Origin of the sequence: Desulfatiglans anilini DSM 4660, assembly GCF_000422285.1 — a bacterium.
Taxonomy (GTDB): domain Bacteria; phylum Desulfobacterota; class DSM-4660; order Desulfatiglandales; family Desulfatiglandaceae; genus Desulfatiglans; species Desulfatiglans anilini.
Genome location: NZ_AULM01000005.1, coordinates 173,832 through 198,120, shown reverse-complemented (window position 1 = coordinate 198,120; position 24,289 = coordinate 173,832). Strand labels below are relative to the sequence as shown.

At 57.8% G+C, this 24,289-nt stretch carries 29 protein-coding genes; 15 read left to right on the top strand and 14 right to left on the bottom strand.

Annotation, left to right across the window (positions count from 1 at the left end):
* The first annotated feature begins 26 nt into the window (after positions 1–26).
* Positions 27–548, top strand: a complete 522-nt coding sequence (locus tag H567_RS27045) for a GAF domain-containing protein (RefSeq protein WP_028320947.1) — start codon at positions 27–29, stop codon at positions 546–548.
* A 160-nt stretch (positions 549–708) separates the two neighbouring features.
* Positions 709–1,188, top strand: a complete 480-nt coding sequence (locus tag H567_RS0107630; RefSeq protein WP_028320946.1) for a tRNA (cytidine(34)-2'-O)-methyltransferase — start codon at positions 709–711, stop codon at positions 1,186–1,188.
* A 112-nt stretch (positions 1,189–1,300) separates the two neighbouring features.
* Here the strand turns inward: H567_RS0107630 and H567_RS0107625 are convergent, their stop codons facing one another.
* From H567_RS0107625 to H567_RS28445, 5 genes are all read right to left on the bottom strand, one after another.
* Complete coding sequence (locus tag H567_RS0107625) at positions 1,301–2,647, bottom strand: hypothetical protein (RefSeq protein WP_153306088.1); 1,347 nt, start codon at positions 2,645–2,647, stop codon at positions 1,301–1,303.
* 232 nt (positions 2,648–2,879) lie between these two features.
* Positions 2,880–3,641, bottom strand: a complete 762-nt coding sequence (locus H567_RS0107620) for an SIR2 family NAD-dependent protein deacylase (RefSeq protein WP_035253640.1) — start codon at positions 3,639–3,641, stop codon at positions 2,880–2,882.
* Between the two features lie 212 nt (positions 3,642–3,853).
* A complete protein-coding gene (locus H567_RS0107615; RefSeq protein WP_028320943.1) occupies positions 3,854–4,042 on the bottom strand; it encodes a CooT family nickel-binding protein in 189 nt (62 codons plus the stop codon).
* 24 nt (positions 4,043–4,066) lie between these two features.
* A complete protein-coding gene (locus tag H567_RS0107610) occupies positions 4,067–4,267 on the bottom strand; it encodes a DUF8180 domain-containing protein (RefSeq protein ID WP_028320942.1) in 201 nt (66 codons plus the stop codon).
* Between the two features lie 21 nt (positions 4,268–4,288).
* Positions 4,289–4,780 (bottom strand): hypothetical protein, encoded by a 492-nt coding sequence (locus H567_RS28445; protein WP_028320941.1) that lies wholly within the window; start codon positions 4,778–4,780, stop codon positions 4,289–4,291.
* Between the two features lie 215 nt (positions 4,781–4,995).
* On the opposite strand from H567_RS28445, the gene H567_RS0107600 reads away from it, so the two are divergent.
* Positions 4,996–5,514, top strand: coding sequence for a response regulator (locus tag H567_RS0107600; protein WP_028320940.1), 519 nt, complete (start codon positions 4,996–4,998; stop codon positions 5,512–5,514).
* On the opposite strand, the gene H567_RS23675 is transcribed toward H567_RS0107600, so the two are convergent.
* Both H567_RS23675 and amrB read right to left on the bottom strand, forming a co-directional pair.
* On the bottom strand, positions 5,507–6,328 hold the full coding sequence (locus H567_RS23675) for a sensor histidine kinase (protein ID WP_161626579.1): 822 nt from the start codon (positions 6,326–6,328) through the stop codon (positions 5,507–5,509). The two genes, H567_RS0107600 and H567_RS23675, sit on opposite strands and share 8 nt — an antisense overlap.
* A 448-nt stretch (positions 6,329–6,776) precedes the next feature.
* Positions 6,777–7,637: an AmmeMemoRadiSam system protein B gene (amrB, locus tag H567_RS0107590; RefSeq protein WP_028320939.1), complete on the bottom strand. Its 861-nt coding sequence runs from the start codon at positions 7,635–7,637 to the stop codon at positions 6,777–6,779.
* 206 nt (positions 7,638–7,843) lie between these two features.
* Between amrB and H567_RS23670 the strand changes: the two genes are divergently transcribed.
* On the top strand, positions 7,844–8,485 hold the full coding sequence (locus H567_RS23670; protein WP_084517014.1) for a site-2 protease family protein: 642 nt from the start codon (positions 7,844–7,846) through the stop codon (positions 8,483–8,485).
* Between the two features lie 23 nt (positions 8,486–8,508).
* Here H567_RS23670 and H567_RS0107580 read toward each other — a convergent pair whose 3' ends face one another.
* The 4 genes from H567_RS0107580 to H567_RS23665 form a co-directional block, all read right to left on the bottom strand.
* The gene (locus H567_RS0107580) at positions 8,509–9,738 is read right to left on the bottom strand and encodes a SufB/SufD family protein (protein WP_028320938.1); all 1,230 of its coding nucleotides are present in this window, start codon (positions 9,736–9,738) and stop codon (positions 8,509–8,511) included.
* Positions 9,714–10,493 carry an ABC transporter ATP-binding protein gene (locus H567_RS0107575; RefSeq protein ID WP_028320937.1) on the bottom strand — a complete coding sequence of 260 codons (780 nt, stop codon included), beginning with the start codon at positions 10,491–10,493 and terminating at the stop codon, positions 9,714–9,716. Before H567_RS0107575 ends, H567_RS0107580 begins: the two co-directional genes overlap by 25 nt.
* Positions 10,494–10,592: 99 nt before the next feature.
* Complete coding sequence (locus tag H567_RS0107570) at positions 10,593–11,318, bottom strand: Rossmann-like domain-containing protein (protein ID WP_028320936.1); 726 nt, start codon at positions 11,316–11,318, stop codon at positions 10,593–10,595.
* On the bottom strand, positions 11,311–11,856 hold the full coding sequence (locus tag H567_RS23665; RefSeq protein WP_161626578.1) for a PadR family transcriptional regulator: 546 nt from the start codon (positions 11,854–11,856) through the stop codon (positions 11,311–11,313). The genes H567_RS0107570 and H567_RS23665 overlap by 8 nt, the downstream gene beginning before the upstream one ends.
* 504 nt (positions 11,857–12,360) lie before the next feature.
* Between H567_RS23665 and H567_RS23660 the strand changes: the two genes are divergently transcribed.
* The 8 genes from H567_RS23660 to H567_RS30300 all read left to right on the top strand — a co-directional run bounded on the left by H567_RS23660 (position 12,361) and on the right by H567_RS30300 (position 16,950).
* Complete coding sequence (locus H567_RS23660) at positions 12,361–12,651, top strand: AtpZ/AtpI family protein (protein ID WP_244155438.1); 291 nt, start codon at positions 12,361–12,363, stop codon at positions 12,649–12,651.
* Positions 12,644–13,045 (top strand): ATP synthase subunit I, encoded by a 402-nt coding sequence (locus H567_RS0107555; protein WP_028320935.1) that lies wholly within the window; start codon positions 12,644–12,646, stop codon positions 13,043–13,045. The genes H567_RS23660 and H567_RS0107555 overlap by 8 nt, the downstream gene beginning before the upstream one ends.
* A gap of 42 nt (positions 13,046–13,087) precedes the next feature.
* Entirely contained in the window at positions 13,088–13,762 is a 675-nt protein-coding gene (gene atpB, locus H567_RS0107550) for a F0F1 ATP synthase subunit A (protein WP_028320934.1), read from the top strand.
* Between the two features lie 8 nt (positions 13,763–13,770).
* Positions 13,771–14,745, top strand: coding sequence for an ATP synthase F0 subunit C (atpE, locus tag H567_RS23655; protein WP_208598341.1), 975 nt, complete (start codon positions 13,771–13,773; stop codon positions 14,743–14,745).
* A 45-nt stretch (positions 14,746–14,790) separates the two neighbouring features.
* Entirely contained in the window at positions 14,791–15,039 is a 249-nt protein-coding gene (gene atpE, locus H567_RS0107540; protein WP_035253639.1) for an ATP synthase F0 subunit C, read from the top strand.
* Positions 15,040–15,063: 24 nt separating this feature from the next.
* On the top strand, positions 15,064–15,495 hold the full coding sequence (locus H567_RS0107535) for a F0F1 ATP synthase subunit B (RefSeq protein ID WP_028320931.1): 432 nt from the start codon (positions 15,064–15,066) through the stop codon (positions 15,493–15,495).
* Between the two features lie 2 nt (positions 15,496–15,497).
* Positions 15,498–16,091 (top strand): F0F1 ATP synthase subunit B, encoded by a 594-nt coding sequence (locus tag H567_RS0107530; RefSeq protein ID WP_244155442.1) that lies wholly within the window; start codon positions 15,498–15,500, stop codon positions 16,089–16,091.
* 460 nt (positions 16,092–16,551) lie between these two features.
* Positions 16,552–16,950 (top strand): hypothetical protein, encoded by a 399-nt coding sequence (locus H567_RS30300; RefSeq protein ID WP_244155437.1) that lies wholly within the window; start codon positions 16,552–16,554, stop codon positions 16,948–16,950.
* 2 nt (positions 16,951–16,952) lie between these two features.
* On the opposite strand, the gene H567_RS0107520 is transcribed toward H567_RS30300, so the two are convergent.
* From H567_RS0107520 to H567_RS0107510, 3 genes are read right to left on the bottom strand one after another with little or no spacing between them, the layout of a single operon-like run.
* Positions 16,953–17,768, bottom strand: a complete 816-nt coding sequence (locus tag H567_RS0107520) for an ATP-grasp domain-containing protein (RefSeq protein WP_028320929.1) — start codon at positions 17,766–17,768, stop codon at positions 16,953–16,955.
* Entirely contained in the window at positions 17,765–19,087 is a 1,323-nt protein-coding gene (locus H567_RS0107515; RefSeq protein WP_028320928.1) for an amidohydrolase family protein, read from the bottom strand. Before H567_RS0107515 ends, H567_RS0107520 begins: the two co-directional genes overlap by 4 nt.
* A complete protein-coding gene (locus H567_RS0107510; RefSeq protein ID WP_028320927.1) occupies positions 19,087–19,914 on the bottom strand; it encodes a purine-nucleoside phosphorylase in 828 nt (275 codons plus the stop codon). The genes H567_RS0107515 and H567_RS0107510 overlap by 1 nt, the downstream gene beginning before the upstream one ends.
* A 417-nt stretch (positions 19,915–20,331) precedes the next feature.
* Between H567_RS0107510 and H567_RS27040 the strand changes: the two genes are divergently transcribed.
* From H567_RS27040 to H567_RS0107495, 3 genes are all read left to right on the top strand, one after another.
* Positions 20,332–21,054 (top strand): lytic transglycosylase domain-containing protein, encoded by a 723-nt coding sequence (locus tag H567_RS27040; RefSeq protein WP_051184594.1) that lies wholly within the window; start codon positions 20,332–20,334, stop codon positions 21,052–21,054.
* A 272-nt stretch (positions 21,055–21,326) separates the two neighbouring features.
* Complete coding sequence (locus H567_RS0107500) at positions 21,327–22,388, top strand: Coenzyme F420 hydrogenase/dehydrogenase, beta subunit C-terminal domain (RefSeq protein ID WP_028320926.1); 1,062 nt, start codon at positions 21,327–21,329, stop codon at positions 22,386–22,388.
* Complete coding sequence (locus tag H567_RS0107495; protein ID WP_028320925.1) at positions 22,385–24,286, top strand: thiamine pyrophosphate-dependent enzyme; 1,902 nt, start codon at positions 22,385–22,387, stop codon at positions 24,284–24,286. The genes H567_RS0107500 and H567_RS0107495 overlap by 4 nt, the downstream gene beginning before the upstream one ends.
* Positions 24,287–24,289 lie beyond the last annotated feature (3 nt).

The window sequence follows — 24,289 nt, the reverse complement described above, 5'->3', positions numbered from 1 at the left end:
TTCATGGATCCGGAAAGGAGCCGACGATGCGGACCAACCCGATGGATTCCTTTTTCTACGCCCTTGTGCGCGTGGTCGATGCCGTCTATCAGGATGAAGATCTCGGCGACACGCTGTATTTCATACTGTCCCTGGCGGCTGAATTGACCGGGGGCAAGGGCAGCACACTGCGTGTGCTCGAGCACGGCAGCTTCAATCTGAAGGTGGTGTCGAGCTACGGTCTGAGTCAGGAGTATCTCAAGCAGGGCGCAATCGACTGCGGCAAAAGCATCACCGAGATCATGGAAGGGGACGTCATCATCATCAACGATTTCGAAAGCGATCCCCGGATCCGCAACCGTGAGGTCGCAAAGCGGGAAGGGATCGCTGCGTTCATCGGGATCCCCTTCACCGTCAACGAGACCACTTACAGCATCCTGCGGGTGTACTATCCGGCCAAGAAGACGCCGACTCACGAGGAAATGGAGCTGCTGAACACACTCGGGAAGCTGAGCTGCCTCGCCATCGAACGCGCTGCGATTTCAGAGCTGAGAAAAGAGCCCTCTTGAATGACAATCAATCTCCGGGCCTGCGCTAAGAGCGGCCCAGCCGGTTGAAACCTGCGGACCGGGGAGGCTGCGCGTCAGGCGCTCTTCTTTCCAGTCCTCATTCCCGGATGGGACGACGGGCTGCGCCTTAGAGGTGTTTTAGGAGCAAGCCCCTTTTGACATGGATGAACAACCGCTGTCTGAACCTGCCCTCCATATCGTCCTCTATGAACCCGAGATCCCTGCCAACACCGGCAACATCGCCAGGTTATGCGCCGCCGCCCGGCTCCGGCTGCATCTGATCCATCCCTTGGGCTTCAAGGTCGATGACCGGCAATTGAAGAGGGCCGGGTTGGATTACTGGCCGGAGGTGGATGTCGTGCATCACCCGTCGTTCGACGCCTATCTGGGTGCTGGATCGATGGCGCCGCATTCCGTTCACGCATTCAGCCGCCATGCCGAACCGCTCTACACGGAAGCCTGCGTCCAGCCAGGTGACCACCTCCTTTTCGGGCCCGAGACCAGAGGACTTCCCGCCGAGTTGCGGTCAATTTTCCCCTTCTACGCCATCCCGATCTGGGGAAAGGTCCGCAGCCTGAATCTTTCGACCTCTGTCGGGATCGTCGCCTACCATTATCTCCAAACGATCGGACGATTTTAGCGGCCCGCGGGTCGCTCGGGGAACCAGTCGCTGCGGGAGAGAGGTGCTTCTTCCCTGCTGCAAACCGCCGAAGCGGGTGTGCAGCAGGTTTCGAGGGGGAAAAGCGCCTCGGCTACTGCGGGGGTTCGTTGGACTTGCCGTTCAAGACTTCCCTGAGGGCGATGTTGGTGTCGGATTCGAGTTCGCCCATGATCTCCATCAACACCTTCAAACGAAGGATGGTCTTGCGGGATTTCTCCTGGTAGGGGAGTCTGAGATCATGCGCATCGAGAATGTGGATCAGACGGTCGAGATACTTGAGATCGATCTGGTCGGTGTTCTGATAGAGCAGCTCGACCCATTCCTGTTTGACTTCGGCCGAAAGATCGACATATTCGGCCAATAGCTCGGCGGTCTTGCCTAAACGGAGGGATTGGCGGAGCCGCTCGATCTTTTCATCGATGACCTGCCGCTGGGCGCTGGAGGCATTGGCCGCCTGCATCAGTTCGTCCCAGCGCTCCTCGATCTGAAGGTGCACCCAGTTCTCACCGGTTTCGGGGGAGAGAAACAGCTCCAGAAAACGGGTTTGGACTTCAATAAGGTCAAGAATGGCGGGCTGATTTTCATCGGTCTTGAAATCGATGGCCGCCTTGTTCAGTTCCTCGATGATCCCCTTCTTGGTGAGCGTTGGATCGCAGAGCTGCAGGATGATTCTTTCCCATTGCTCACGTAGAAAATTCAACTCCAATTTGATGAGGGAGAAGATCAGACCCGATTTCGTTATCGCGTTCCGGATCGAATGAGCGAGGATGTTGCATGCCTTGATCTTGTCTTCGGCGAGGTGCCGCATGCTTTCGAGCGACTGCTCTTTCAATTGGTAGGAGAGCAGCTCGGTGCCGAGCGTCCGGGATAGTTTCTTGATCAGCCGGGTCTCAGGGCTGCCTATGCGGATGGTATAGGGCCGGAAATGGATCTTGATGACAGCGACCACGACATGTTCGCTGAACTGCCAGAGGGTCTCCCCGTAACTGTTTTTCGGGAACTCCGGGTAGGCCCCGTTGTTATTGATGAAAAGGTCCTTTTTCCGGACGAGGACCGGCTCCATGTGATGAAAATCTTCCCAGACCCCTTCGACCTGGAGCCGCACGCTGCGGGAGTCGGCCCGTGGATCTTCTGCCGTCCAGCTCTTCTGCTTTTCGACGCACCAAGCCATCGCCTCGAGCGGGCGGTTGGGTTCGTCGCGGTATTCCAGCCATGTCTTGCCCGGGTGGTTGTAGTCGGAGGCTTGGGGGAGTCCCCACGAAATGCTCTGGCGGTCCGAGTCGATCACCCCCGAAGTAATCCTGGTGGCATTCAGGCCGGGAGGGCCGCCGATAAGGTAGACTGTTCCCTTGTAAGCATTCGGGAGGCAGAAGAGGATGGTCTCGATAATGCTTTTGCAGGCATGCTCAAGGGTGTCCTGATCGATCCGTATGGTCAAAACGCTCATCCTTCGAGACCACTGAAATCCTCTGCTCTCGCCGCCTCAAGAGTACGGAGGCTCTTAGCAGATGGAGGTTAATCTATTCATAATCAGCCATTTGTCAATAAGAAAGTACGCGAGCTTCCGACAAGGCGAATCCGGGCACACCCGAGGCGCATCGGAAGGCGGCATCTTGCGCCTGAGGCCCTGGCTCGAAAAATCCGAGGGTGCGCGGGTGGCTTCGATTGCCTTATCTGGAATGACGAACCGTTCCCTTTTTGAGGGCATCAACCAACACAGGAACCACGTCGACCACATTTCCCTGGAGGAAGATGTCCGTAATGCTGTCCGTCAAATGGGTACGCTCCTGGTTGATTTCAATGATGCAGGCGCCGTTTCTCTTGGCGATGGACGGGATCGTGTTGGCAGGAGAAACGACCGCTGAGGTGCCGACAACCAGCAGGGCCTGTGCTGATGAAGCTAGGTGGAAGGAGCGGTTCAGGGCCTCTTCCGGAATGGCTTCACCGAAAAAAATCACGTCAGGCTTGAGGATGCTTCCGCAGAGGCACGTCGGAGTGTCCTCGCCTTCCTTTTCTTGGCGGCTGTATCTGCGGCCGCAGGCGAGGCAGGTGAGCGAGGCGGCGTTTCCGTGATACTCGATCACCTCACGCGAGCCGCCGGCCTGATGAAGGTTGTCGATATTCTGGGTGATGATGCACCGGAGGCAGCCGAGCCTCTCCATTTCGCCCATTCCAATGTGAGCGAGGTTCGGCTGAGCGCACCTGAGGAGTTTCTCCATTTCCCTCAACATCTCCCAGACCTTCAGGGGATTGGCGTGAAAGGCGGAGATGGTCGCATACTCCGCAGGATCGAACCGCGCCCAAAGCCCCTCGGCGCTTCTGAAGTCCGGGATCCCGGAAGGCACCGAAATACCGGCCCCTGTGAGGGCAACCGTCAACCCGGAGCGCATGATCGTTCCGGCTGCTTCAATGACCAGACGTTCTTCGAGCATAAAGAATCTGCTCCTTAGTTCCCCGCGAAGGCAAAGCCCTTCGGACCTACGTCCTATGCATCGGCATCCTGTTCGGATCCGTGTCCGCGCAGAGCATTTCGAAGGAGATCTCTGTGTGTGGCTGTCCCCGGGACAAACGTCAAAGCTCCGCCCGGCCCTACGCGATTCAAAGAACAGCAGCCGTAATCCTCTTTTTCGGTCCGGGGACAGGGTCAGGAGGGGTCGATCAAGATCTTCCGCTGGGTGTTGTCGTAAGAACGAAAAATGCCCTTAATCTTTTTCTGCTCTCCGAATATGTTGACTAGGCGGATGTCGTCTCCTTCCACCTCGAGCAGATCGACATTTTCGAGCAGTTTTTCTTCCTGCCCGTCCTTCAAGACAAAAGCATGAGCTTCACACATTGGTTTCATCCTTGCTTCAAAGCTTTAAACGAGAGATGCGAGCGCCTTGCGGAGCGCCTCATTCGTCTTGGCAGTGTACTCGATCATTTCGCGGATGTGACGGGCGGTTTCTTTCTTGCCCGCATCTTCAAGCTGATCCGCAAACAATTCGTATTCCTCCTGGTGGTGCTCATTATGATGGATCCAGTGTTCCATCCTGATCCGGGCCTTGTCGAAATCATCCATCAGCGTTCTCCTTGAGTGGCTTCAATTCTGAAATAGTCTCCCTCCGGAAATGGTCTTTTTGACCCATCTCGGCGTCAACCTGCACGTTTGCTCTTGCGGCGGCAAAGAAACATCCTTTTGCACACGGTTGATTTCATTCATGTCGGCCAAACCGGAACCCGCCGCGAAGCGGTGGGACTGGTCTGCATGAAAACGCAGGTGGGATGGCTCCGGGTTTGAGCCATGACGAATCAGCTCGCCGCGGCGCACCGCGAAGCCTGTATTGCCATTGGCTGGAGATGAAACGCGTCGGCTGCGACGGAACACCCGCAGATTTTCACTCTCATAAGGGTAAGGAGGGTGAAGGATATTGTCAAGAAGTTCAGGGGGTGTCCTTCGGATTTGCCTGTTCGAGGAGGAGGGGATGTCGGCATAGGCCGCCCTCGACAAGTATCGTCCGGAAAGGGCCTTTTCGCCAACCTGGGCGTCAATCTGCCCGTTTGCTTGTGCGGCGACCCGCAGGTCGCCGCACAAGCAAACGCTGGATTTCCTTTGTATTAGCTAAAAGTGCTCCTTTACGGACAGGAAGTGGATTCTACGGCGAAATCATTTCCGGGTGGAAACTAAAAAAGTCTTCAATGATTAACTCTAGTCCAATTTTAGAAAAAAAATTGACGAGCAATGTTTAGCAGGTTAAGATTCATCAGAGTGTATTGTTGCCAACAGCGAGGCCAGCACGGAGGCGGGACATGAGAGAGACCTTGAAAGGGAAGAGGATCCTGATCGTTGACGATGAGCCTGATATCCTTGAAACCTTGGAGGAAATTCTGGATATGTGCCTCATCGACACGGCGCCCAACTACGAGACTGCCGAGAAGTTCATCGCCAAAGGGAATTACGATGCAGCCATCCTGGATATCATGGGGGTCAGAGGCTACGACCTTCTCGATCTGACCCGAAAGAAGGGCATCCCGACGCTGATGCTGACCGCTCATGCCCTGAATCCGGATAATCTCGTCAAGTCGATCAAGAAAGGTGCGCGGTCCTATATCCCGAAGGACAAGTTGTCCGATGTGCCTCATTATCTGGCGGAAATGTTAACGGCGGCCGAAAGCGGAGAAATACGGGAGGGCACCTGGTTCACCAGGCTCAAACCCTTTTTCGACAAGAAGTTCGGTCCGCACTGGCGTGATAAGCACAGGGATTTCTGGGACGAATTCGACGAGACCTATCGCGTCTCGAAGAAAGAACTGGAAGACATCATGTAGCAGTCGGCGTGCGCGGCGAAGACTCCTTCCCATCGATTTTGAGAGGGAGTCTCACGCGGAAGGTGGCGCCTTTCCCCTCGTCGCTTTCGAGCCAGAGGCGCCCACCCATATCTTCGATCAGCACCATGACTCCAGCGAGTCCGAGCCCGTGGCCCCGGACGCTGCAAACATCCGTTGCATCCATTTGGAAGTAGCAGTCGAAGATCTTTTTGTGATAGACGGCAGGTATGCCTTCGCCATCGTCTTTGACAGTGAATTGGATGGCGTCTCCGTCTTTCTCGAGATTTACAGACAACTCTACGAGCTTTTTCCGGTACTTCAGGGCGTTGGTCAAGAGGTTCCGGAGGATCTGCGTCGTTTTGCTTCCGTCGAGACAAACCTCACGACACCAAAGCGCATCATCGAGCTTCAGATGGAGTCCTTTTTCTTCTAAAGTGCGCTTCAGCACCTCCAGAGAGGCGCAGCTCTTGATGGAGTCCGCCATATCGGAATCGACCAGATCGAAGATCTCGCCGATCGCCTGTTCGAGCAGTTCCGAAAGGGGCATAGTGGCATAGTTCATCAACCCCTCCCTCGACCGACCCAGCTCCAACGTATCGTTGACCAAGGCCTGTGTGATTTTGGTGTTTCTGAGAACTCGAGCCAGCACCTTCTGCTGCTTTTCCGTCACGGGCCCGTACTTTTCAGGACGGGTCAGCAAAGAGCTTATGCCCGCCTCGATAACAGCCAACGGTACCTTCAAATCATGCACCAGCAGATCAATCTTGATACGTTGCCGGTTATCCGAGGTTTTCTGCTCAGTCTCGTTTTTCATTGCATCGTTCCCCGTAGGCGATTGTCTCTCCGCCGCGATCGGCGCCTTCGCCCTGACGTCCCTTCGGCCCAATGTCGCCCGAATCATATCAAGTCCCTTAGAAAAAATCAAATCTCCATAAACCTCCTGTCATACAATTTTCTAAAGGGCTGCGCCCGAATCGGTGCCTGTTCTCCGCCTCCCCGGGGTGCCGGCAGTTGGAGCCGTTGCGGGCGTTCAAACCGGCAAAAAGGCCATTTGCCACTACAAGCCGGTTCTCATCCGGAAAGGCGGGGGGTTTTTTCCTCACACCCTGCGCATGCTCCGTCTCGCCTCTTCGGGGTGGGTTCCGCTTTTTGCAACATCAAGGAAATCAAGGCTTCGCACGGTTTAGACCTGCAGATCGCCGCACAAGCAAACTTGCAGATTGACGCCGAGATGGGCCAAAAAGACCATTTCCGGATGGAAATCAGGTGTAGTAGACGATGCCCACATATCCGACGAAATTCCTGTCGGGGCGCACGTCGTAGCTGGTCATGTAAGCGATCTCGTTCGCATGGGCGGCGCCGAGGGCTTCGGAGGCCGCGATGGCGGCGGCCGCCGCCCCGGAACAGCATGCGTTTTGGCTCTGAAGCGCTTCCCGTATCACTTCTCGTGAGTCCATCCGGAGCATCTGTTCTATGACGGCACGATCCTGAACCGTTTTCACCCATTGGAGGGCCTGGGTCCCATCGCCTTTGGGCAAGAACCCATAGCTCGGCCCATAGTGGGTCAGATCCGTCGATCCGATGACCTTCGCCTTCCTGCCGAGGCGAAGACAGTGTTCTGCTGCGCGGCCCGCGATGGCCAGGGCGTCTTCCCGGGGAGGCGAACCGATCGGGACGATGCGGGCACCCGGGAGAAAATGGCGCACGAAAGGCAGCTGCAATTCAATGGTGTTGTCCTGGACGTGGCGCGTCGCTGTTTCCACCTCGAAATCGAACTCCTGGATCAGCAGGTCGGTGATCTCCGAATCGATTTCCAGTTCACCGAAGGGCGTTTCCCAGAAACCTTCTCTCATGATGAGGTTCGGGCTTCGGGCGTGCATGTGGTGTCCGAAGATCAGGACGGTATCGGCCTTTTCACCGTTCTGTGAAAGACACCGGATGACATTGCAGGCGATCTTCCCCGAAAAGGCCCAACCCGCATGAGGGACAATCCCCCCGACCACCCTTTGCGCCCCGGCTGGGCAAGAGAGGGCAGGGTCCGTGAAGCTTCGAATGGCGGCAAGGCACTCCCGCTCGGTTCCCGGGTACCATGTGCCTGCGAAATCAGCGGTGCGGATAGGCATAGGTTCCCCTCCTTTCAAGGTCCCTGACGCCGCCCGGCAGTTTGCGGGTTGCACGGCGGGTGCAAAGGTGCTAGATTTTGCAGTTCAGTCGCGGATCCCTGAAGCGCTCAGTCATCCTGCGGGCGCTGGGGACCCGGTGAAAACCCGCCACAAGGCCCGGCGGCGGCAAAGGGCCGTTTATTCATTTTTTCGTTTGAGGCCGCTTCATGTCTTTCGACATCACGACCCTGATCATCAAGATCCCCGTTCTGCTTTTCGCCTTGACCATCCACGAGTACGCGCACGGGCGCGTAGCGCTCGCCATGGGGGATCCGACGGCCCTGCGTGCGGGCCGTCTTACCATGAACCCTATACGCCATATCGACCCTTTCGGGGCGATCTGCCTCTTTCTCTTCAATTTTGGGTGGGCCCGGCCCGTGCCCATCGATCCACGCTACTTCAAAGACTACCGGCGTGCAACCATCTATGTGTCTGTTGCGGGCCCGCTGGCCAATCTGTGTGCGGCGCTCGCAGCGGGCCTGCTGGTGCGCTATACGCTCATGCCCTGGGACCTCTACCGGCAGGTGCTGCTCTACCTGCTTCTGATGAATATCGGGCTAGGTCTTTTCAACCTGATCCCCATACCGCCGCTCGACGGATCGCACATTCTCGAGAACCTGCTGCCGCGCCGCGCAGCCATAGGTTATCAAAGCCTGCGGCGGTACGGTCCGCTGCTGCTGATCGGGATCATCCTCCTCGACAACTTCGCCCACACGGGGATCATCAGCTTCATCCTGCTTAAGCCGATGTTCCATCTGGCGCATCTTTTCGCGGGCGACGGTTTCTTCCGGCTGATCGGAATCCTTTAGCCGGACGCGGACCGCTTCCTTTCCTACATCATGTCTTTGTCGCTTTCCTCGATGGCGCGGTCGATTTCGGCCTTTAGCTCCGCCGGCAGCCCCGGAATGTCGACGCTCAAAAATCCCCTGACGATCGTCGAGGTCGCTTCGTCTTCACTCAGTCCGCGCGACATGAGATAGCTGATCTCTTCCTGGGCGATCTTCCCGACCGCCGCCTCATGGGACATCTCGACGCCGTCCGCATGACCTTCCAGTTCGGGCACCGCGTGAATGACGCCGCCTTTGAGAATGAGCCCCCGGCATTCCAGATGGGCCTTGATATCGGGGACCTCCCCGATCAGATGACCCCGCGCGATGATCTTTGCGCCGTTGCTGATCGTGCGGGCGATGATCTCGGCCCGGTTTCCCGGGTGTTTGAGGAACACACGGCCGCCGAGGTCATATTCCGAGCCGGGGCTTCCAACGATGATGCTGTAAAACCTCGCTACCGCGTCTTCACCCTCCAGATGGGTGACCGGATACATCTGCAGCGATTTTACGGGCTTCATACAGATGTAGTTGTTCAGGAAAAGGCCGCCGGCCTCCACCCGGGCCGCCGAGCGTGGGCGCACCACCATATCCTCAGCCCAGTTGTGGATCATGGTGAAGCTGAGCTTCGCGTTCTTTTTGATGAAAAACTCGGATATCCCGACGTGCGCCCCGCGCTTGAGGTGCGGAGAGGTCGCACAACCGGTGATGATGTGAAGCTCGGAATCCTCTTCCGCGATGATGATGTTGTGCACGTTCTGCTGCAGGCCTTCCTTGCCGATGTACAAGCAGGCCTGGATTGGATAGATGGACTTGACGCCCGGCAGCGCACGGATGACGTACCCGTTGTGAAGGCCGATTTCGGCCGCCGCGGTGTACTTGTCGGCATCGACGGAGACGAGTTTCCAGTAATACTCTTCGATCCAGGCGTGTTTTTCGAGGGCCTCCGTAATAGGCATGACCTCGATCCCGGGTTGCTTGCTGCGGCAGTGAAGAACGGATGCGTCCTTTTGAAAGAAGGTTCCTCCCCGGCTGCCTTCTTCCGGGTCGAGGCCCGCCATGACAAGCGTGCGCCGTTCGTTTTCGGGGAGCGATAAGAGCCCGTCCGGCCCAAGCCTCCCACCGGGTTCCGCCGCCGTCACAAATTGGGCGAGATCGATATCCGGCCCCAGAAGGGCCCGTTTTTCCTTGGCCTTGGAGGCCTTCTCCTTCAGTTCTTCTGCTGCATGATGCATCTGACACACTCCTCGTAGCCTGTTTTGCCGACGCAATTGAGAATTTCACGGGGGTTGCTGACGCAGCTGAGCATCCCGTCGAAAAGGACCTGCCCCTTGTCGGCGCTCACATAATCGAGGATATAGCCGGTGTGGGTGATGATCAGCCCCATCTTCGTCCGTTCCATCTTCCGCTGCATCTTGGATTTGTGCGCATTGGCGAGGGACTCTTCGTCCTTTTGGAGCAACGTCGCGATGGTTTTTCCAACCAGGGCGATGTTTTCCAGGTCGACGCCCGATTCAGGTTCGTCGAACAGCATCAGGTCCGGGTCCTGCGCCAGAAGCTGGAGGAGTTCGGAACGCTTGATCTCGCCGCCGGAAAAGCCCGCGTTGACATCGCGCTCGAGAAAATCGGTGAAGGCGAGATGGGCCGCAAGCCCCTCCACAGTCAAGCCTGCCCGGCTCCGGGCGCAGATCTCCACCATCTGGCGGGTCTTGAGACCATGGATGGTGGGCGGGCGCTGGTAGGACATCCCGATGCCGAGCGCGGCCCTTTCGTTGATCGGCAAATGGGTGATGTCTTCGCCCTTGAAGAAGATCTTTCCGTGCACCACCCGATACTGAGGATAACCCATGATCGTCATGAGCAGCGACGTCTTACCGGAACCATTCGGGCCGAAAAGGATGTGGGTTTCACCGGGTTGTATATCCAGGTCGATGTGTTTGAGAATCAACTTTCCGGCAAGCTCCACCTGCAGATCCTCGATGTGCAGCATGAGTCGAACCTCCTTGATTTTTCTTGGGGGAGTGTCCAGGAAAACGCAATAAAGAGTAGACCTTGAAGTCTACAGGGGAAAAGCCTATTTGGCAAGAGGCTAATGGCCCTCGGCGCAGAAGCGCCTCCATCCCATGAGCGCGGCCCCCCCGGCAATCGTCGTACCGTAAAAAACGACCGGCTTTTCAGCGAGAAACCCGCCGATGGTATCATTGACGAGGGTGGTGCCGGTTACGAGCAGAACCTCAGCCCACTGCCTGGCTTCCGCCTGGGCTTCGGGGCCCTCGATCGGCACACCGAAACGGACAGTCCCGATATTGTCGGGGTCGAGATCCAGGACCCGCATGGGGAAGCGTTTGCCGAGGGATTCGATCATCCTCGGCTGAAAACCGACCTGCAGAATCTTTGCGCCGGGGTAGGCGGTTTCGAAGAAGCGCAGGAGTTCGTCCGCGCAGCGCCTTGGCTCCTGATCCCGGCAATGGATGGTTTTTTCGGCCGCGGAAAGATGGCGCATCAAGGCGTTCAACGAGGCGGTGAAAACCGCACGCCTGAAATTGTTGTTGAGCGGCATCTCGAGGATCTCTTCGAGCCTTGCCTGAAAATCGCCGTATTGATCGGTGAAAGCCTGCCCGAGAGCGCCTTTGAATTCCGCCTGCATCAGGGATTCTTTTCCTTTTTGGAGAGGAAAATCCTGCTCCTCCGGATGGCCCACGGCCTCTTCCACGGACAAAGGCCTGGCGGTCACCCTGAAGGATTCGGACAAAAGTCCGTGGACCGCATCTATTTGCAGTAAGCGGCGTTTCAATTCCTGAAAAATATCATCCATGCGCGGTTCCTCCAAATGTTTCGATGTAAGGCTCCACGCTCTCGTGGAGCCATGCCGTCCAGGATCGGGCCATAGCGAGCTTGGACGAAAGAATAAGCCGCGAGAAACCGTCCTGTTCCTTTTGGAGACGGGAGAGGATCCGCTCGGAGCTCTTATTCAGGATATCCTGCTGGGCCAGGATCAGGCGGCGCAGCACCGGCGTTTCCATATGCCCCGCGAAGAAAAGCTTGGCGATGAACTCGACGCGCATATCCCTGATGTGTTTCACAGGTTTCCCGAGCCACGTCTGGAAGGCGGATCGGCCCGCGGCCGTGAGGGAAAACACCCGTTTTGCCGGGCGGTTCTCCTGAGACCTCACCTCCGAAGAAACGAGCCGTTTCCTCTCGAGTCTCTTCAGAACGGTATAAAGTTGGCTGTTGCCGACATACCAGGCCGGGCCGAAATGCTGTTCGAGGAACTGCAGAATCTCATAGCCGTGCTTCGGTCCAGCCGCCAAAGAGCCAAGGAGCAAATAATCCACCGATTCCCGTGCCTTCATCTTCAACCAAGTCTCATTGTTTATCGGAATATTACAGACTATGATACTACCCATATTACACAATAAAACGACCGGTCAACAAGATTCCATCCGGAAAGGGGCTTTTTGGCCCATCTCGGCGTCCAACTGCACCTTTGATTGTGCGGCGACCACCAGGCCGCCTCCGCGCAAACGCTTGATTTCCTAGACATTGGCCAAAAATCCTCATTTCCGGATTGGAAACTTTACCGCGCCGGATGCTCTTTTCCGGATGGATCTAGCTATTGGCCAAACCGGGACCCGCCGCGAAGCGGTGGGACTGAATTTCTTCCTGCTTCGAAGTGCAGGGAGCGGCGCGGCGGAGGACCCGGAACACTCTGAAACAACGGGGAGACCGAGCAGGCCCTTGTCCTACCCGCCGCGGGCCCCTGGCATCGCGTGGACAGAGTATTTCTTCTCATTTTTGCCCTTGACAGACGGTGTCTTTCATTCTATAGATGTGCCCCAATCCGCGCGTGCATCGGAGTGCTTTGGCTGCGTGCCGCGCCGAAGCTCGGAGAGAGGCCTATCTTCAATATAAAGAAGCACGGCAAATGGGTTGATGACGTCGCTCTTGTCAGCCAGGTCGGATTGACCATCGCTGGTTCTATCCTGTTCTGCTTCGCTATAGGATACTACCTCGACAAGTGGCTGCACACGAAGGGCCTGTTCATCACCATATTCATCCTTCTGGGTATCGCGGGTGGTGGATACACCGCCTATCGGCAGATCATGGAAGTGACCCGCGATACAGACAAGCAGAACAAAGATGCGTGATACGTCGTTCGCCGAGGTCAGCCGTTTTCAAGCAAAAATCGCCGCAAAGGCCCTGCTGGTTTTCATAGCGGGGGCGGTGGTTTTTATCCTGCTTGGGGAGCGCCCTCTGGGAAAGGGCCTGATCCTCGGTGCCGCCTTCAGCGTCGTCAATTTTCTGCTGATGGGCATCTGGGGGCCGCTTCTTCTCGGCCGAAGCCAGGCCCGCGCCAGAATGACCGGCTTGGCCTCGATCGCAACGAGATATATCGTTCTTGCTGTGCCCTTGATCCTGGCGGCCAAGTCCCCCTCATTCAACTTTCCGGCGGTGGCGGTGGGTTTGTTCGCGGTTCAGATTGTCATGATCGCCGATCATTTGGTCATTCGTCCTCTTACCGGCGGAGGGACATCGCAGTAGAATCATCTTATTGACTGAAGAGTTCTGAGGAATTGAGACATTATGGAAGACCTGACCAGTATCCCGCAGTGGACCCTCCAGCTGTTCGGCATGAACCTCGTGTTCAACCGGGACACGCTGATCATGACCTGGATCGTCATGGCGATTTTGATCCTCTTCGGTTTTCTCGCGACGCGCAAAAAGGGCATCCTGCCCAATCCCTTTCAGGTCGTGGCGGAGCTTTTCGTCGGCGGTTTCCATGACTTGACCCGCGATGCCCTCGACGAAAAAATGGCGAAGAAATACTTCCCGCTGATCTGCAGCCTTTTTATGTTTTTGATCCTCTGCAATTGGCTGGGTGTCTTTCCCAAGCTCTCCGAGCCTACCAAGGATCTGAACACTCCTCTCAGCCTCGGGATTTTGGGCTTCGTCATCGCCCATTACTCTGGAATCAAGGCCAAAGGGTTCAAAAAGTACGCGAAAGAATACTGCGAGCCGATGTTCTTTATGGCCCCGCTCAACATCATCGGGGAAATCGCGAAGGTCGTCTCCATCTCCTTTCGTCTTTACGGGAATATCCTCGGAGGAGCGATCATCATCCTCGTCGTTTCCCACCTCATCTACAGCATTCTGCTGCCCCCGCTGCTGATCTGCTTCTTCAGCCTCTTCGTGGGGACCATTCAGGCCTTTGTGTTCACCATGCTAACCCTTGTTTACATCTCGGTACAGGTAAAATAGCTATGTTTATGGACATGGACACAGCGACGCTCATCAGGCTGGCATCCTTTGTCGGCGCCGGAATGTGCATCGGCCTCGGCGCCATCGGGGCCGCACTCGGTGAAGGGTACACGGCCGGCCTTGCGAACGAAGGACTTTCCTATCGACCCAACAAGTCGGGCGACATCTTGAAGAACATGCTGGTCGGCCAGGCGATCGCCGAATCAGCGGCTATTTTCGCCCTGGTCATTGCGATCCTGCTGCTTTTCACAGCCTCCGGCGGCGACAACCTCCTGCGCGCGGCGGCGCTCCTCGGTGCAGGCGTCTGCATGGGGTTCGGGGCCATCGGGTCGGGGATCGGCGCGGGCTTCCCCGCAGGAGAGGCCTGCAAGGGCATGGCGCGCCAGCCCGCCTTCACGAGCCGGCTGACCACCAATATGCTCATCGGCTCAGCGGTATCCCAGACACCGGCGATCTTCTCGATGGTGGTCGCGCTGATGTTGATGTTCATGAACCCGGGAAGCCTTCCCGTCATGCCGATGTGGGCCGCATACCTTGGCGCGGGGCTCAGCACCGGGCTGGCGTCCATCGGGTCGGGGATCGGCGGCGGAATGGCCGCCGGTGCGAGCTGCCAGGGCATCGCGCGCAATCCGGAGACCCTGGGCCAGGTAACCACGACCATGCTGGTGGGGCAGGCGGTTTCGCAAACGCCCGCAATCTTCGGATTGCTGGTCAGCTTCATTCTCATGTTCCGGGCCCTGCCCGAGACGGCCGCTCTGGCACCGGCGATGGCGCTTTTGGGGGCGGGCATCTCCATGGGTTTTGGCGGAATCGGTCCTGGAATCGGCAACGGGATGACGGCGGAGGGTGCCGTGGCCTGGGTCGCAAGGAACATCGAGTCGGCCGGCGATCTGACCAGAACGATGCTGGTCGGTCAGGCGGTTTCGCAATCCACGGCCATCTATGCGATGGTTGTCAGTCTGGTTCTGATATTCGTCGTTTAAGGGTTTTAGATACACTTACTTAATATTCTTTGGAGGATGTACGAAATGGCAATTGAAGGTGCGGATCTCATCAAGGCGGCAGCGTTTCTGGGTGCTGGTATAGCTATGGGACTGGGCGCGATCGGCCCCGGTGTCGGTGAGGGTTTCGCCGCCGGCAAGGCGTGCGAAGCGATCGGACGGAAGCCTGAAGAGGCTGGTTTGTTGACCAGGACGATGCTGGTCGGTCAGGCGGTTTCCGAATCGACGGGTATTTACTCCCTGGTTGTGGCGTTGCTGCTCCTCTTTGTGGTGTAGGATCTCCTACGGAGGAGACGTGCGATGATTAGTATCAATGCGACCCTGATCGCCCAAGTGGTTCATTTCCTGGTGCTGATGTACATCCTGAAGCACCTGATGATCCTGCCGATCTGGAAACTGATTAAGGCGAGGCAGGAGCACATGGAGAAGGCCCAAAACGATATATTGGAAGCCGAGCAGAAGGCCGTTGAAATGGCGGAGCGGTACATGCGGGAAGAGGAAAAAGCCATCCGCGCCGCCAGCAAAGAGCGAAACAAACTGAGGGAAGAGGCCATCAGCGAGGCTATGGTCGAGTATGACCAGGCGCAGGCAACGGTGTCGTCCATCCGGGCGAAGGTCACCGGGGAGGTGGAGCGGGAGTTGGCTGAGGCCAGGCCGTCGCTCAGGGATCACGCCGTTGCGCTCGTCGATGAGATCATCCCGAAGGTGCTCGGCAGGAGGATAGAAGCTTGAACGTGTTCAGCAGGAGATCGATCTTTTTCATCTGCCTCGGCGCAGGTGTCTTGTTGACCGTTTCCCTGGCGGAGGCCGCCGAGATCAGCAGCGGCCGGAAGCTCTGGGACAATGTCATGCTGTGGGTCAATTTCGGCATCCTGGTCTTTCTGTTCATCAAATTCGCCAAAAAGCCCCTGATGGATTTCCTGCGCGGTCAGAAGGACAAGATCGAGGTGAACCTGCAGGAACTCGAAGGGAAGCTCAGCGAAAAACGTGCTGCCGTGGAGGCGGAGGCCGCCAAACTTGCCGACATCGATTCCCGGATCGAAGAGATCCGGCAGCGGTTGGTCGAAATCGGGCAGCGCGAGAAGGAAGAGGTGATCCAGCAGGCGAAGGAGCAGGCCAAAAGGATGCTGGATAAGGCCGAGTTCGAGTCGAAGGCCATCGTTGCCGCTGGCAAGAAGCAGTTGAATGCGGAGCTTGCGGAAATGGCGGTCGAACTGGTTCAAGAGCGCATCATAAAGGCGTTTTCAAGCGAGGACCAGGAGCGGTTGGTTGAGGATTTTGTGCAAGGGCTCAAAGGTCAGAGGAAATACGTCCGAGCGCTCATTTGATTTCGGAAAGGTGTGACCTTTCCGGGTTTTCCTATGAACTAAAAAAGGCACCCCTCGGGGGCGCCTTTTTTAGTGGTGAGTAAGGTTTTCGTGTAACTTACTGCCTCGGGGGATTCTCGGGCCGGGTCAGGTCGCCGGCCGGGAGTTCCGCGCGGTGAGAGGTTTTTGCATCCGGCCTGTCCACCTGACAGGCGTTCCGCATTCAGGTCGATATGCCGAATTTGGGTAAAATCACGGCCTGAAGCAAGACCCAGACCGCGACGACAGCCAGCAGCAGCCAAAGACTCATCGTTTTTCCCCCTTTTTGAGACGGTTCGTTCAAGGGCAGCTTCCTCAGGACATCATCGTTTCAGCAAGCGCTTTCTGAAAAAGGCCGCAACGGCATCCCGCCATAGCGGGAATGGCCCGGAAATGCCCTTCGCCCGGGGTCGGTTTCAGCCGTGACCGGGAAGGTTGTCGCATGGAGCGTTCTCCTTGGAAAAAGAGTCAGGCCTGGATCGCACACGGCGATCGGCGATCAGGACGCTCAAGAAAAACCATGGGAGCTGCATCCGCCCTGAATGGAGCCAGTATCACCCGATGCGAAGCCATTGCCGGTCGAAAAGCTGGAAAAAGACGACATCAGGCGCTCGGAGTCCGGGTGGCCGCATTTGGGACAAGTCGTCTTTTGAGTGTCGTCGCCTTTCAGACAGAGCCGCTCAAAAACGGTGTTGCACGCTTTACACTTGAATTCATAAATGGGCATCTTCAAATCCTCCTGATTGCCTTCTTTAACTTTACTAGAGCCGGATCTTGGAAAAAGGTTACAGGCCTATCCTGTTTTTCTGACGGATTGCGCTCCCCGAAACAATACGCCTGATTTCAAAATATGCAAGAGAAAGCGGCCTGCCGCCCGAGCTGATCCTGATCGAGCAGGCGGCGGATGATCCTCAGCGGATCGATTTCCTTGAGTTGAAGGGCCTTACGGCCGTATTTCATATTGGCCTCGATTACATGCCACCTTCCTCCGCAGTGGATGAGGTCAAGGCCGACATCGTCGAACCGGCATTTGATGGCGGCATCGCGTGCGATCCGCACCGCCTCCTCCGGCACGTCATCAAAGACGATGGTCCCTCCCTGCGCCAGATTCGCGCGGAAATCGCCGGATCCTTTGACGCGCCAGTAGGCGAGCACAGGTTCGTAGTTGATCAACACCACGCGCAGGTCACGGGTGTGGGGCAGGTACTCCTGGATGTAGGCGACTGGTGTCCGAGCGAGGTAGGCAGCGAGCGCCGCGGAGTCGCCGATGAAAAAGACCCCTCTTCCACGGGCGGACCGGCGCGGGATCTTGCCGATGAAGGGATACTCGAAATCATGCGTGATCAGAGAGTGATGGCGATGGTAATAAAAACGTGTCTTCGGGTGCGGAAGGTCGAAGAGATTGAAAAGGGTGGTCTGTTTGATCTTCTCGTCCGCATAGAGATGCGTCTCCAGACTCGGGAAGATGCGTTTGTCCATGGTTGAAAAGAATTCGGCGTAGTTCTGCGTGGGGTACAAAATGATGGATGCCTCGCGGATGAGCCGCCGCTCTTCGTGGGTGTAATCGTGAAAATTGGGCTTGAGACCCAAGGTGCGTACGCCTTCGACCCCTTTGAGGCGGCTGCCGATCGCGATGTGGGGCCGGTCTCCACTCCTCATCTGGGGGAGCCTTTCACCCAACCGGCAACACGCTGGCCCATTCGGTCTGCGCGCGCCAGTATATCGGGGAGGTCCATCGTCAGAAGGCGGCGATCTTCCATGACCATTCGTCCGTCGATGATGACATGGCGGACATCCTGCCCGCGCGCCGCATAGACAAGATGCGAACAGGGGTTGTACATGGGCGTCAGATGGGGCTGACGGGTGTCGATCAGGATCACGTCCGCTTTTTTCCCCGGTTCGAGGGAGCCGGTCTGTCGGTCCAGACCGAGCGCAGCAGCTCCCTGGATCGTGGCCATACGCAGGACGGTCTCGGCATCCATGACCGTCGGATCCTGTTGAATGACCTTGTGCAGTTTGGCTGCTGTATCCATTTCCTGGATCATATCGAGATCATTATTCGAGGCGCACCCGTCGGTGCCGAGTGCAACGGTCAGGCCCATCTCCAGCATGCGCGGCACCGGTGCGATTCCCGAAGCGAGTTTCATGTTGCTCTCGGGGTTGTGAACGATCCTCACTCCGGCTCCAGCCATCGCTCCCAGATCCGCCTCACCGACGTGAACCGCGTGGGCGGCGATGAGATGTCCGCCCAACAGGCCGAGGGACTCGAGATAGCCAACGGGGCTCAATCCGAATCGGCGTTCGATCTCCGCGCACTCGCTCTGAGTTTCCGCAACGTGGGTGATCAGGGGAATCCCATGGCGGAGAGCCAGTTCGTTCGCCTTTTTCAGCAAATCAGCGCTGCAGGTATACAAGGAGTGCGGTTCGACGGCAACATGGATCAGCGGGTCCCCGCGCCAGCGCTCAATGAATTCTTCGGTGTAGGCAAGGGCGTTTTCCACCGAACCGTAGCTGGGAGAATGAAAATCATAGAGCACTTCTCCGACGAGACAGCGCATCCCCGCCATTTTGGCTGCCTCCGCGACGGCGTCCTCGAAGAGGTACATGTCGGAAAAGGTGGTCGTACCGGATCTGATCATCTCTGCGCAGGCCAGAAGCGCGCCCGTGTGAACAAACTCGGCATCCATCCGGCGCTCGACGGGAAAGATGTAATTTTCGAGCCATTCCATCAAGGGGAGGTCGTCGGCCAACCCCCGGAAGAGTGTCATCGCGGCGTGGGTATGTCCGTTCACGAGGCCCGGAAGCACCAGAAAGCCACTGCCGTCTATCGTCTTGGCAGCGGTTGCATCTTCGGGGGCGCATTCATCCAGGTAGGCGATGCTGTCCCCGCTGATTCCCAGCCACCCATGGGGAATCAGGTTCTTGTGCGCATTGCAGGTGAGAATGACCGCGTTTTCGATCAAAATATCAAAAGGCATTAGAAAGGACCCTCCTCCGTCAAGTTCATGATCCGCCCCCAGAGACGCGCCAGCCTGGGGCTGGCCTGATTCGCGCGGGTGATGACGTCGTCGAGGCTGATTTCCTCCATGAGGTCAGGGCGGTTGACATTGGCTATGACAGCGATCGCAAGGACTTTCAGTCCACAATGCACCGCTGCGATGGTTTCCATTACTGTGGACATCCCGACGGCGTCGCCTCCAATGAGTCTCAAATAGCGGGTTTCGGAGGGCGTCTCGAGATGCGGCCCGTGGACGGCCGCATACACCCCTTTCTGAAGCTCCATCCTTTCCTCGAGGGCGGCCGCCGAAGCGAGCCGCTGGAGATCCGGGGCGTAGGCTTTCGTCAGATCCGGAAACCTGGGACCGAGCGTCTCGAGGTTGGGCCCCGTGAGAGGGGACTTTCCCGTCAAATTGATATGGTCGGTGATCAGCATGAGATCCCCGGGGTTGAAGCGGGGGTTGAGGCCGCCCGCGGCGCTCGATATGAAAAGGTGCGTTACGCCCAGCAACCGCATGACGCGGATCGGGAGGGCAATCTCTGCAGCCGAGTAGCCTTCGTAGAGATGGAAACGGCCTTCGAGGGCGATCAGCCGTTTGCCGGCGAATGTTCCGACGGCCAGCGTTCCACGGTGGCCGTCGGTGGTCGAGACTGGAAAATGCGGGATCGCCGCATAAGGAATGCGGGCGTCCACCTCCAGGGCTTCCGTTACCGCATTGAGCCCCGTTCCCGTGATCATCGCAACGCGCGGCGTCCGTCCGATCTCTTGTGCCAGAAAACGGTGCGCCGATTCTAATTTCTTCTCCATCCAGGGGCTCCTTTTCAGGTGAAATGCCGAGGCAAGCCGGGTTTTCATTCGGAACCGGTTTTTTTTCCCCAATCTAGGCGTCAACCTGCACGGATGCCCGTGCTGCGGCCTGTACAGGTCGCCTTTTTAATGAGGCTTGATTTTCTTGCTAGCCGCCAAACCGGGATCCGCCGCGAAGCGGCGAGATAAAGCGCGCGGAGCGTACGGAGAAAGCCCTCATTTACAGACTATGGACAAATTGCGAATTATAGCATTTTCAAAAACATCGCTCCAGTGGAACCCGCGTCTGCGCGAAAATCCTTCGATTTCTCTCCCTTCGTATTGGAGGCGCAGGGGCGAGGAGTGCCAAAACGGGTTGACATCCTGGAAGCCCGCCAATAAAATTCCTAGTTATCCCCAATTTTGGAGGTTATTTCTATGGCTACGGAAATCCTGAGGCCTTTCCGGCTGAACGATTTTAGTCGAGGGATCGGGATATGCTTTCTGCTTCTGGCTTTGATCCCGGTCTTCTTTCAGCCTGTTCCCCAAAGCACGCCCCATTTTTCCAAACAGATCGACCATTGGTGTCTGGCCTTCACACCCGAGGCATTCTTCAGAGAAGAGGCGGCAGGTCAAGAGGATGCCGAGGTCCGGAAGGAGGCCGAGGCGCGGAAGGAGGCGGTGAAAGCAAAGACGGAACAGCTCGCCTATGCGAAGGGCAAACCGGTCGGCGCACACCTCAAGCCGCTAATTCGCTCGGCAGCGGAGCGCTACGAGGTCGATCCCGTGCTTATCAAGGCCGTCATCATGGCCGAATCGGGTTACAACCCAAAGGCAGTCTCCCCGAGAGGCGCCAAGGGTTTGATGCAGTTGATGCCTGAGACCGCTGAATCGCTGGGCGTAAAGGACATCTACAATCCGGCCCACAACATCGATGGCGGTGTTCGGTATCTGAAGAAACTCCTCGACCGGTTCAAAGGCAATGTAACGCTTGCGCTGGCCGCTTATAACGCCGGCCTGGGCGCCGTGCTGGAACATCGAGGGGTCCCGCCCTTCAAGGCCACCCAGGCTTATGTGGAGAAGGTATTCGGGTATTATCAGTATTACCGCCAGCGCCATCTTGAACAAGTGGAGGTTGGCCTGAATTCCGAGAACGCTTGAAGCGAGCCGGTCCTGAGTCCACTTAGGGCTGAGGCTGCCGGCCCTGTCCCGGGGGAGGGCGTTCCCAGCCGGGTTTTCCGCTGGGCCGGCGAGAAGGCTTTTCCCCTCTGATTTATTCGCCCCCCAAGCCGGTGTTTTCAGAACAGACCGGGCGGGGGGTCCTTTTTTTGTATGGCGGTGGGGTTCTGGCCTCAGATCCGTATTTCTGGCTTGACCATCGTGCCTTGGCTCATATAAAACTGCACCAAAACTCATTGACAAGGGGATCTTCCATGCAACCCAGCCTTAATGGAGGGCAGGCCGGCCTGATCGAACAGGTGATCGCTCCGGGGCTTTGCGTCGGCTGCGGAGCCTGCGTCGGCCTTTGCCCATATCAGGAGTACAAGGACGGGCGGATCGTAGTCATCGACCGCTGCCACGCCGAGAACAGCCGGTGTTATCTGATCTGCCCGCAGTGCGCCGGGGGGACGGAAAAGCCCGGGGGCGTTCAAGAGGAAATCTCCGTTCCTGATGGAATCGGGCCCTGCCTGGAGATCCACATGGCTAGGGGTACGGACGACGAGATCACCGCCGGAGGCCAGTATGGCGGCATGGTCTCCTCGCTCCTCGTCCGGTCTCTGGAAAGCGGAGTCGTGGACAATGTCGTACTCACCACGAAGGGGGGATCCGAGGCGCCGGCCGGGACCCTGGCCCGGAGCCGCGAAGAGATTCTTGCGTGTGCGGGCTCCCGCTACAATTCAGCAGGAACACTCGCGGCAATGAACCGTGCTTACGGGAATGGGGTCACCCGGATGGCCGTGGTCGGGCTTCCCTGCCAGATGATCGCCCTCGAGCGGTTGGCGAAGATGCAGCCTGACGGCGCCGAAAGGAGCCGTGCCGTCGAGCTCAAACTGGGGCTTTTCTGTACGTGGGCACTCGATTATCGCAGCCTCCGCCATTTTCTGAAAAGCGAGGGGATCGATGCTCCCGCCCGCAAATACGATATCCCGCCGCCGCCGGCGGCTCGTTTCGACGTCGACACCTTGCAGGGGATGAGACATTTTCCTTTGGATGAAATTCGGCCTGCCATCCAGAAGGGATGCCGGATCTGCCGGGATATGACCGCAGAATACGCGGACATCTCAATAGGGGCGGCTGAGGGATACCCGGGCTGGAATACGGTCCTGGTCCGGACGGAAACCGGGCGAAGGCTTTTCGCGGATTCGTGTGCGGCCAACCTCGTTGAGGTTCGCCCTTTACCGGAGGCCAACCTCGAGCACCTTGCAGAAGCGGCCCGAAACAAGCGCCGGAGAGGGGAAGAGGCCCTTTCCGAGATCCGGGGAGGTCGATCATGAACCGCATTACAGCATTTCAACCCGGCGAAACGGCGCTCCTTCAGGGAAACGAGGCCATTGCACGCGGGGTGTTGGAGGGAGGCGCGGTCTTCTGCGCGGCTTATCCCGGAAACCCCTCTTCGGAGATACTCGAAACCTTGGCCGAGTGCAGCAAGGACCTGCCGATGTACGTCGAGTGGTCGACCAACGAGAAGGTCGCCCTCGAAGCGGCTACGGCCGCCTCGTTCGCGGGATGCCGTGCCATGGTCAGCATGAAGCAGAACGGCGTGAACGTCGCCTCCGACTTCCTGACCAACCTGACGCTGTCCGGCACCAAAGCGGGCATCGTTTTGATTTCCTGCGACGACCCTTCCGGCATTTCCAGCACAAACGAAGAGGATGCGCGCCTGTTCGCCCGCATGACCGACATTCCCCTCCTCGAGCCCGCAACGCCGCAGGAGGCCTTGGAGATGACTCGCTGGGCCTTCGAACTCTCGGAGAAGATTTCGAATGTGGTCATGCTCAGGAGCGTCTCGAGGCTCTCCCACACACGTTCGTGTGTGCAGGTGGGGGCGCTTCCTTCTCTCGACACGCGCCCTTGGTTCGACCCCGGCCAGGCATTCCACACCTTCCCGGTGGTTGCCAAGCACGCGGGGCGCCACCGGAAGCTGGAGGAGGCGGCGCGACTCTTCGAAAGTTCCCCTTTCAACGCCTATGAAGGCCCCGAAAACCCCGAACTCCTAGTCATCTCTTCAGGCTGCGCCTGGAGCTACGCCTCGGAGGCAAGGGACCTCCTCGGCCTCGGGGAAAGAGTTGCAGTCCTCAAGCTGGGCACGACATGGCCGCTCCCGGCCGAGTTCATCGCGCGTCAGCTCGAACGCTCGAAGCGCATCCTTTTTGCCGAAGACATCGACCCGTTCGTGGAGGACTCCGTAAAGGCGCTTGCCGCGGATCTGGGCTCGCGGATCGGCGTGCGGGAGTTTTTCGGCAAGACCTCGGGGCACATTCCGGCATGCGGAGAACTCACCCCGGCGCACCTCATGGACGTGCTGGGCTCCTTGTTCGAGATCGACTGGCTCGATGAGACTTACCGGCATAAGGTGGCAGCGCTGATCGGCGATTCGCTTCCGCTGCGCGAATTCGGATTCTGCCCCGGCTGTCCTCATCGAGGGTCTTATTACGCCGTCAAAAAGGCCCTTGTCTGGGACGGCCGGAACGGTTTCGTATCGGGGGACATCGGTTGTTACACGATGGGGATCTGGCCTACGGGTTTCAATCAGGTCAAATCCGTTCACGCCATGGGCTCCGGGATCGGTCTGGCCTGCGGATACGGGAAACTCACCAGCCTCGGATTCGATCAGCCTGTGGTGACAGTCTGCGGTGACTCCACCTTTTTTCACGCGGGGCTGCCCGGGCTTGTCAACGCAAAATTCAACCAGGCGGACATCCTGCTGCTCATCCTGGACAACAGCGCCACCGCCATGACGGGTTTTCAACCCCACCCCGGCACTGGAAGGACGGCCATGGGGAACCCCACCGAGCCGGTTGACGTCGAGGCCCTGTGCCGTTCGCTCGGGATCACGGTTGCCGTCGCCGACCCTTACAGGATGGAAGAGACAGCCCAGACGTTGTACGGGTTGATGCAGCAAGAAGGACCGCGCGTCCTGATTCTGAGGCGGAAATGCGCCCTGGTTCAGGGAAGGGAAGGGGGGTTCCCCTTCCGTATGCGTGTCGATCAAGAGACGTGCCTGGGGGAGGCCTGCGGCTGCAACCGCTATTGCACACGAGTCTTCCGCTGCCCGGGTCTCGTCTGGGATGAGAAGGAGCAGAAGTCGACCATCGATGAGGTGATCTGCGTGGGCTGCGGCATCTGCGCCGACATCTGCCCGCAGGGCGCCATCATTCGTGAGCGGAAATGAGAC

Excerpts from the sequence above, each read along its gene's own strand:
- H567_RS27045 (WP_028320947.1), top strand. The coding sequence starts at position 27 with ATGCGGACCAACCCGATGGATTCCTTTTTCTACGCCCTTGTGCGCGTG.
- H567_RS27040 (WP_051184594.1), top strand. The coding sequence starts at position 20,332 with ATGGCTACGGAAATCCTGAGGCCTTTCCGGCTGAACGATTTTAGTCGA.
- H567_RS0107615 (WP_028320943.1), bottom strand. The coding sequence starts at position 4,042 with ATGTGTGAAGCTCATGCTTTTGTCTTGAAGGACGGGCAGGAAGAAAAA.
- atpB (WP_028320934.1), top strand. The coding sequence starts at position 13,088 with ATGGAAGACCTGACCAGTATCCCGCAGTGGACCCTCCAGCTGTTCGGC.
- H567_RS0107510 (WP_028320927.1), bottom strand. The coding sequence starts at position 19,914 with ATGGAGAAGAAATTAGAATCGGCGCACCGTTTTCTGGCACAAGAGATC.
- H567_RS23675 (WP_161626579.1), bottom strand. The coding sequence starts at position 6,328 with ATGAAAAACGAGACTGAGCAGAAAACCTCGGATAACCGGCAACGTATC.
- H567_RS0107495 (WP_028320925.1), top strand. The coding sequence starts at position 22,385 with ATGAACCGCATTACAGCATTTCAACCCGGCGAAACGGCGCTCCTTCAG.
- H567_RS0107580 (WP_028320938.1), bottom strand. The coding sequence starts at position 9,738 with ATGCATCATGCAGCAGAAGAACTGAAGGAGAAGGCCTCCAAGGCCAAG.
- H567_RS0107570 (WP_028320936.1), bottom strand. The coding sequence starts at position 11,318 with ATGGATGATATTTTTCAGGAATTGAAACGCCGCTTACTGCAAATAGAT.
- H567_RS0107520 (WP_028320929.1), bottom strand. The coding sequence starts at position 17,768 with ATGAGGAGTGGAGACCGGCCCCACATCGCGATCGGCAGCCGCCTCAAA.
- H567_RS23670 (WP_084517014.1), top strand. The coding sequence starts at position 7,844 with ATGTCTTTCGACATCACGACCCTGATCATCAAGATCCCCGTTCTGCTT.
- H567_RS0107515 (WP_028320928.1), bottom strand. The coding sequence starts at position 19,087 with ATGCCTTTTGATATTTTGATCGAAAACGCGGTCATTCTCACCTGCAAT.
- H567_RS23665 (WP_161626578.1), bottom strand. The coding sequence starts at position 11,856 with ATGAAGGCACGGGAATCGGTGGATTATTTGCTCCTTGGCTCTTTGGCG.
- H567_RS0107575 (WP_028320937.1), bottom strand. The coding sequence starts at position 10,493 with ATGCTGCACATCGAGGATCTGCAGGTGGAGCTTGCCGGAAAGTTGATT.
- atpE (WP_208598341.1), top strand. The coding sequence starts at position 13,771 with ATGGACATGGACACAGCGACGCTCATCAGGCTGGCATCCTTTGTCGGC.
- amrB (WP_028320939.1), bottom strand. The coding sequence starts at position 7,637 with ATGCCTATCCGCACCGCTGATTTCGCAGGCACATGGTACCCGGGAACC.
- atpE (WP_035253639.1), top strand. The coding sequence starts at position 14,791 with ATGGCAATTGAAGGTGCGGATCTCATCAAGGCGGCAGCGTTTCTGGGT.
- H567_RS0107610 (WP_028320942.1), bottom strand. The coding sequence starts at position 4,267 with ATGGATGATTTCGACAAGGCCCGGATCAGGATGGAACACTGGATCCAT.
- H567_RS0107620 (WP_035253640.1), bottom strand. The coding sequence starts at position 3,641 with ATGCTCGAAGAACGTCTGGTCATTGAAGCAGCCGGAACGATCATGCGC.
- H567_RS0107630 (WP_028320946.1), top strand. The coding sequence starts at position 709 with ATGGATGAACAACCGCTGTCTGAACCTGCCCTCCATATCGTCCTCTAT.
- H567_RS0107535 (WP_028320931.1), top strand. The coding sequence starts at position 15,064 with ATGATTAGTATCAATGCGACCCTGATCGCCCAAGTGGTTCATTTCCTG.
- H567_RS30300 (WP_244155437.1), top strand. The coding sequence starts at position 16,552 with ATGGAGCGTTCTCCTTGGAAAAAGAGTCAGGCCTGGATCGCACACGGC.
- H567_RS0107500 (WP_028320926.1), top strand. The coding sequence starts at position 21,327 with ATGCAACCCAGCCTTAATGGAGGGCAGGCCGGCCTGATCGAACAGGTG.
- H567_RS0107555 (WP_028320935.1), top strand. The coding sequence starts at position 12,644 with ATGCGTGATACGTCGTTCGCCGAGGTCAGCCGTTTTCAAGCAAAAATC.
- H567_RS0107600 (WP_028320940.1), top strand. The coding sequence starts at position 4,996 with ATGAGAGAGACCTTGAAAGGGAAGAGGATCCTGATCGTTGACGATGAG.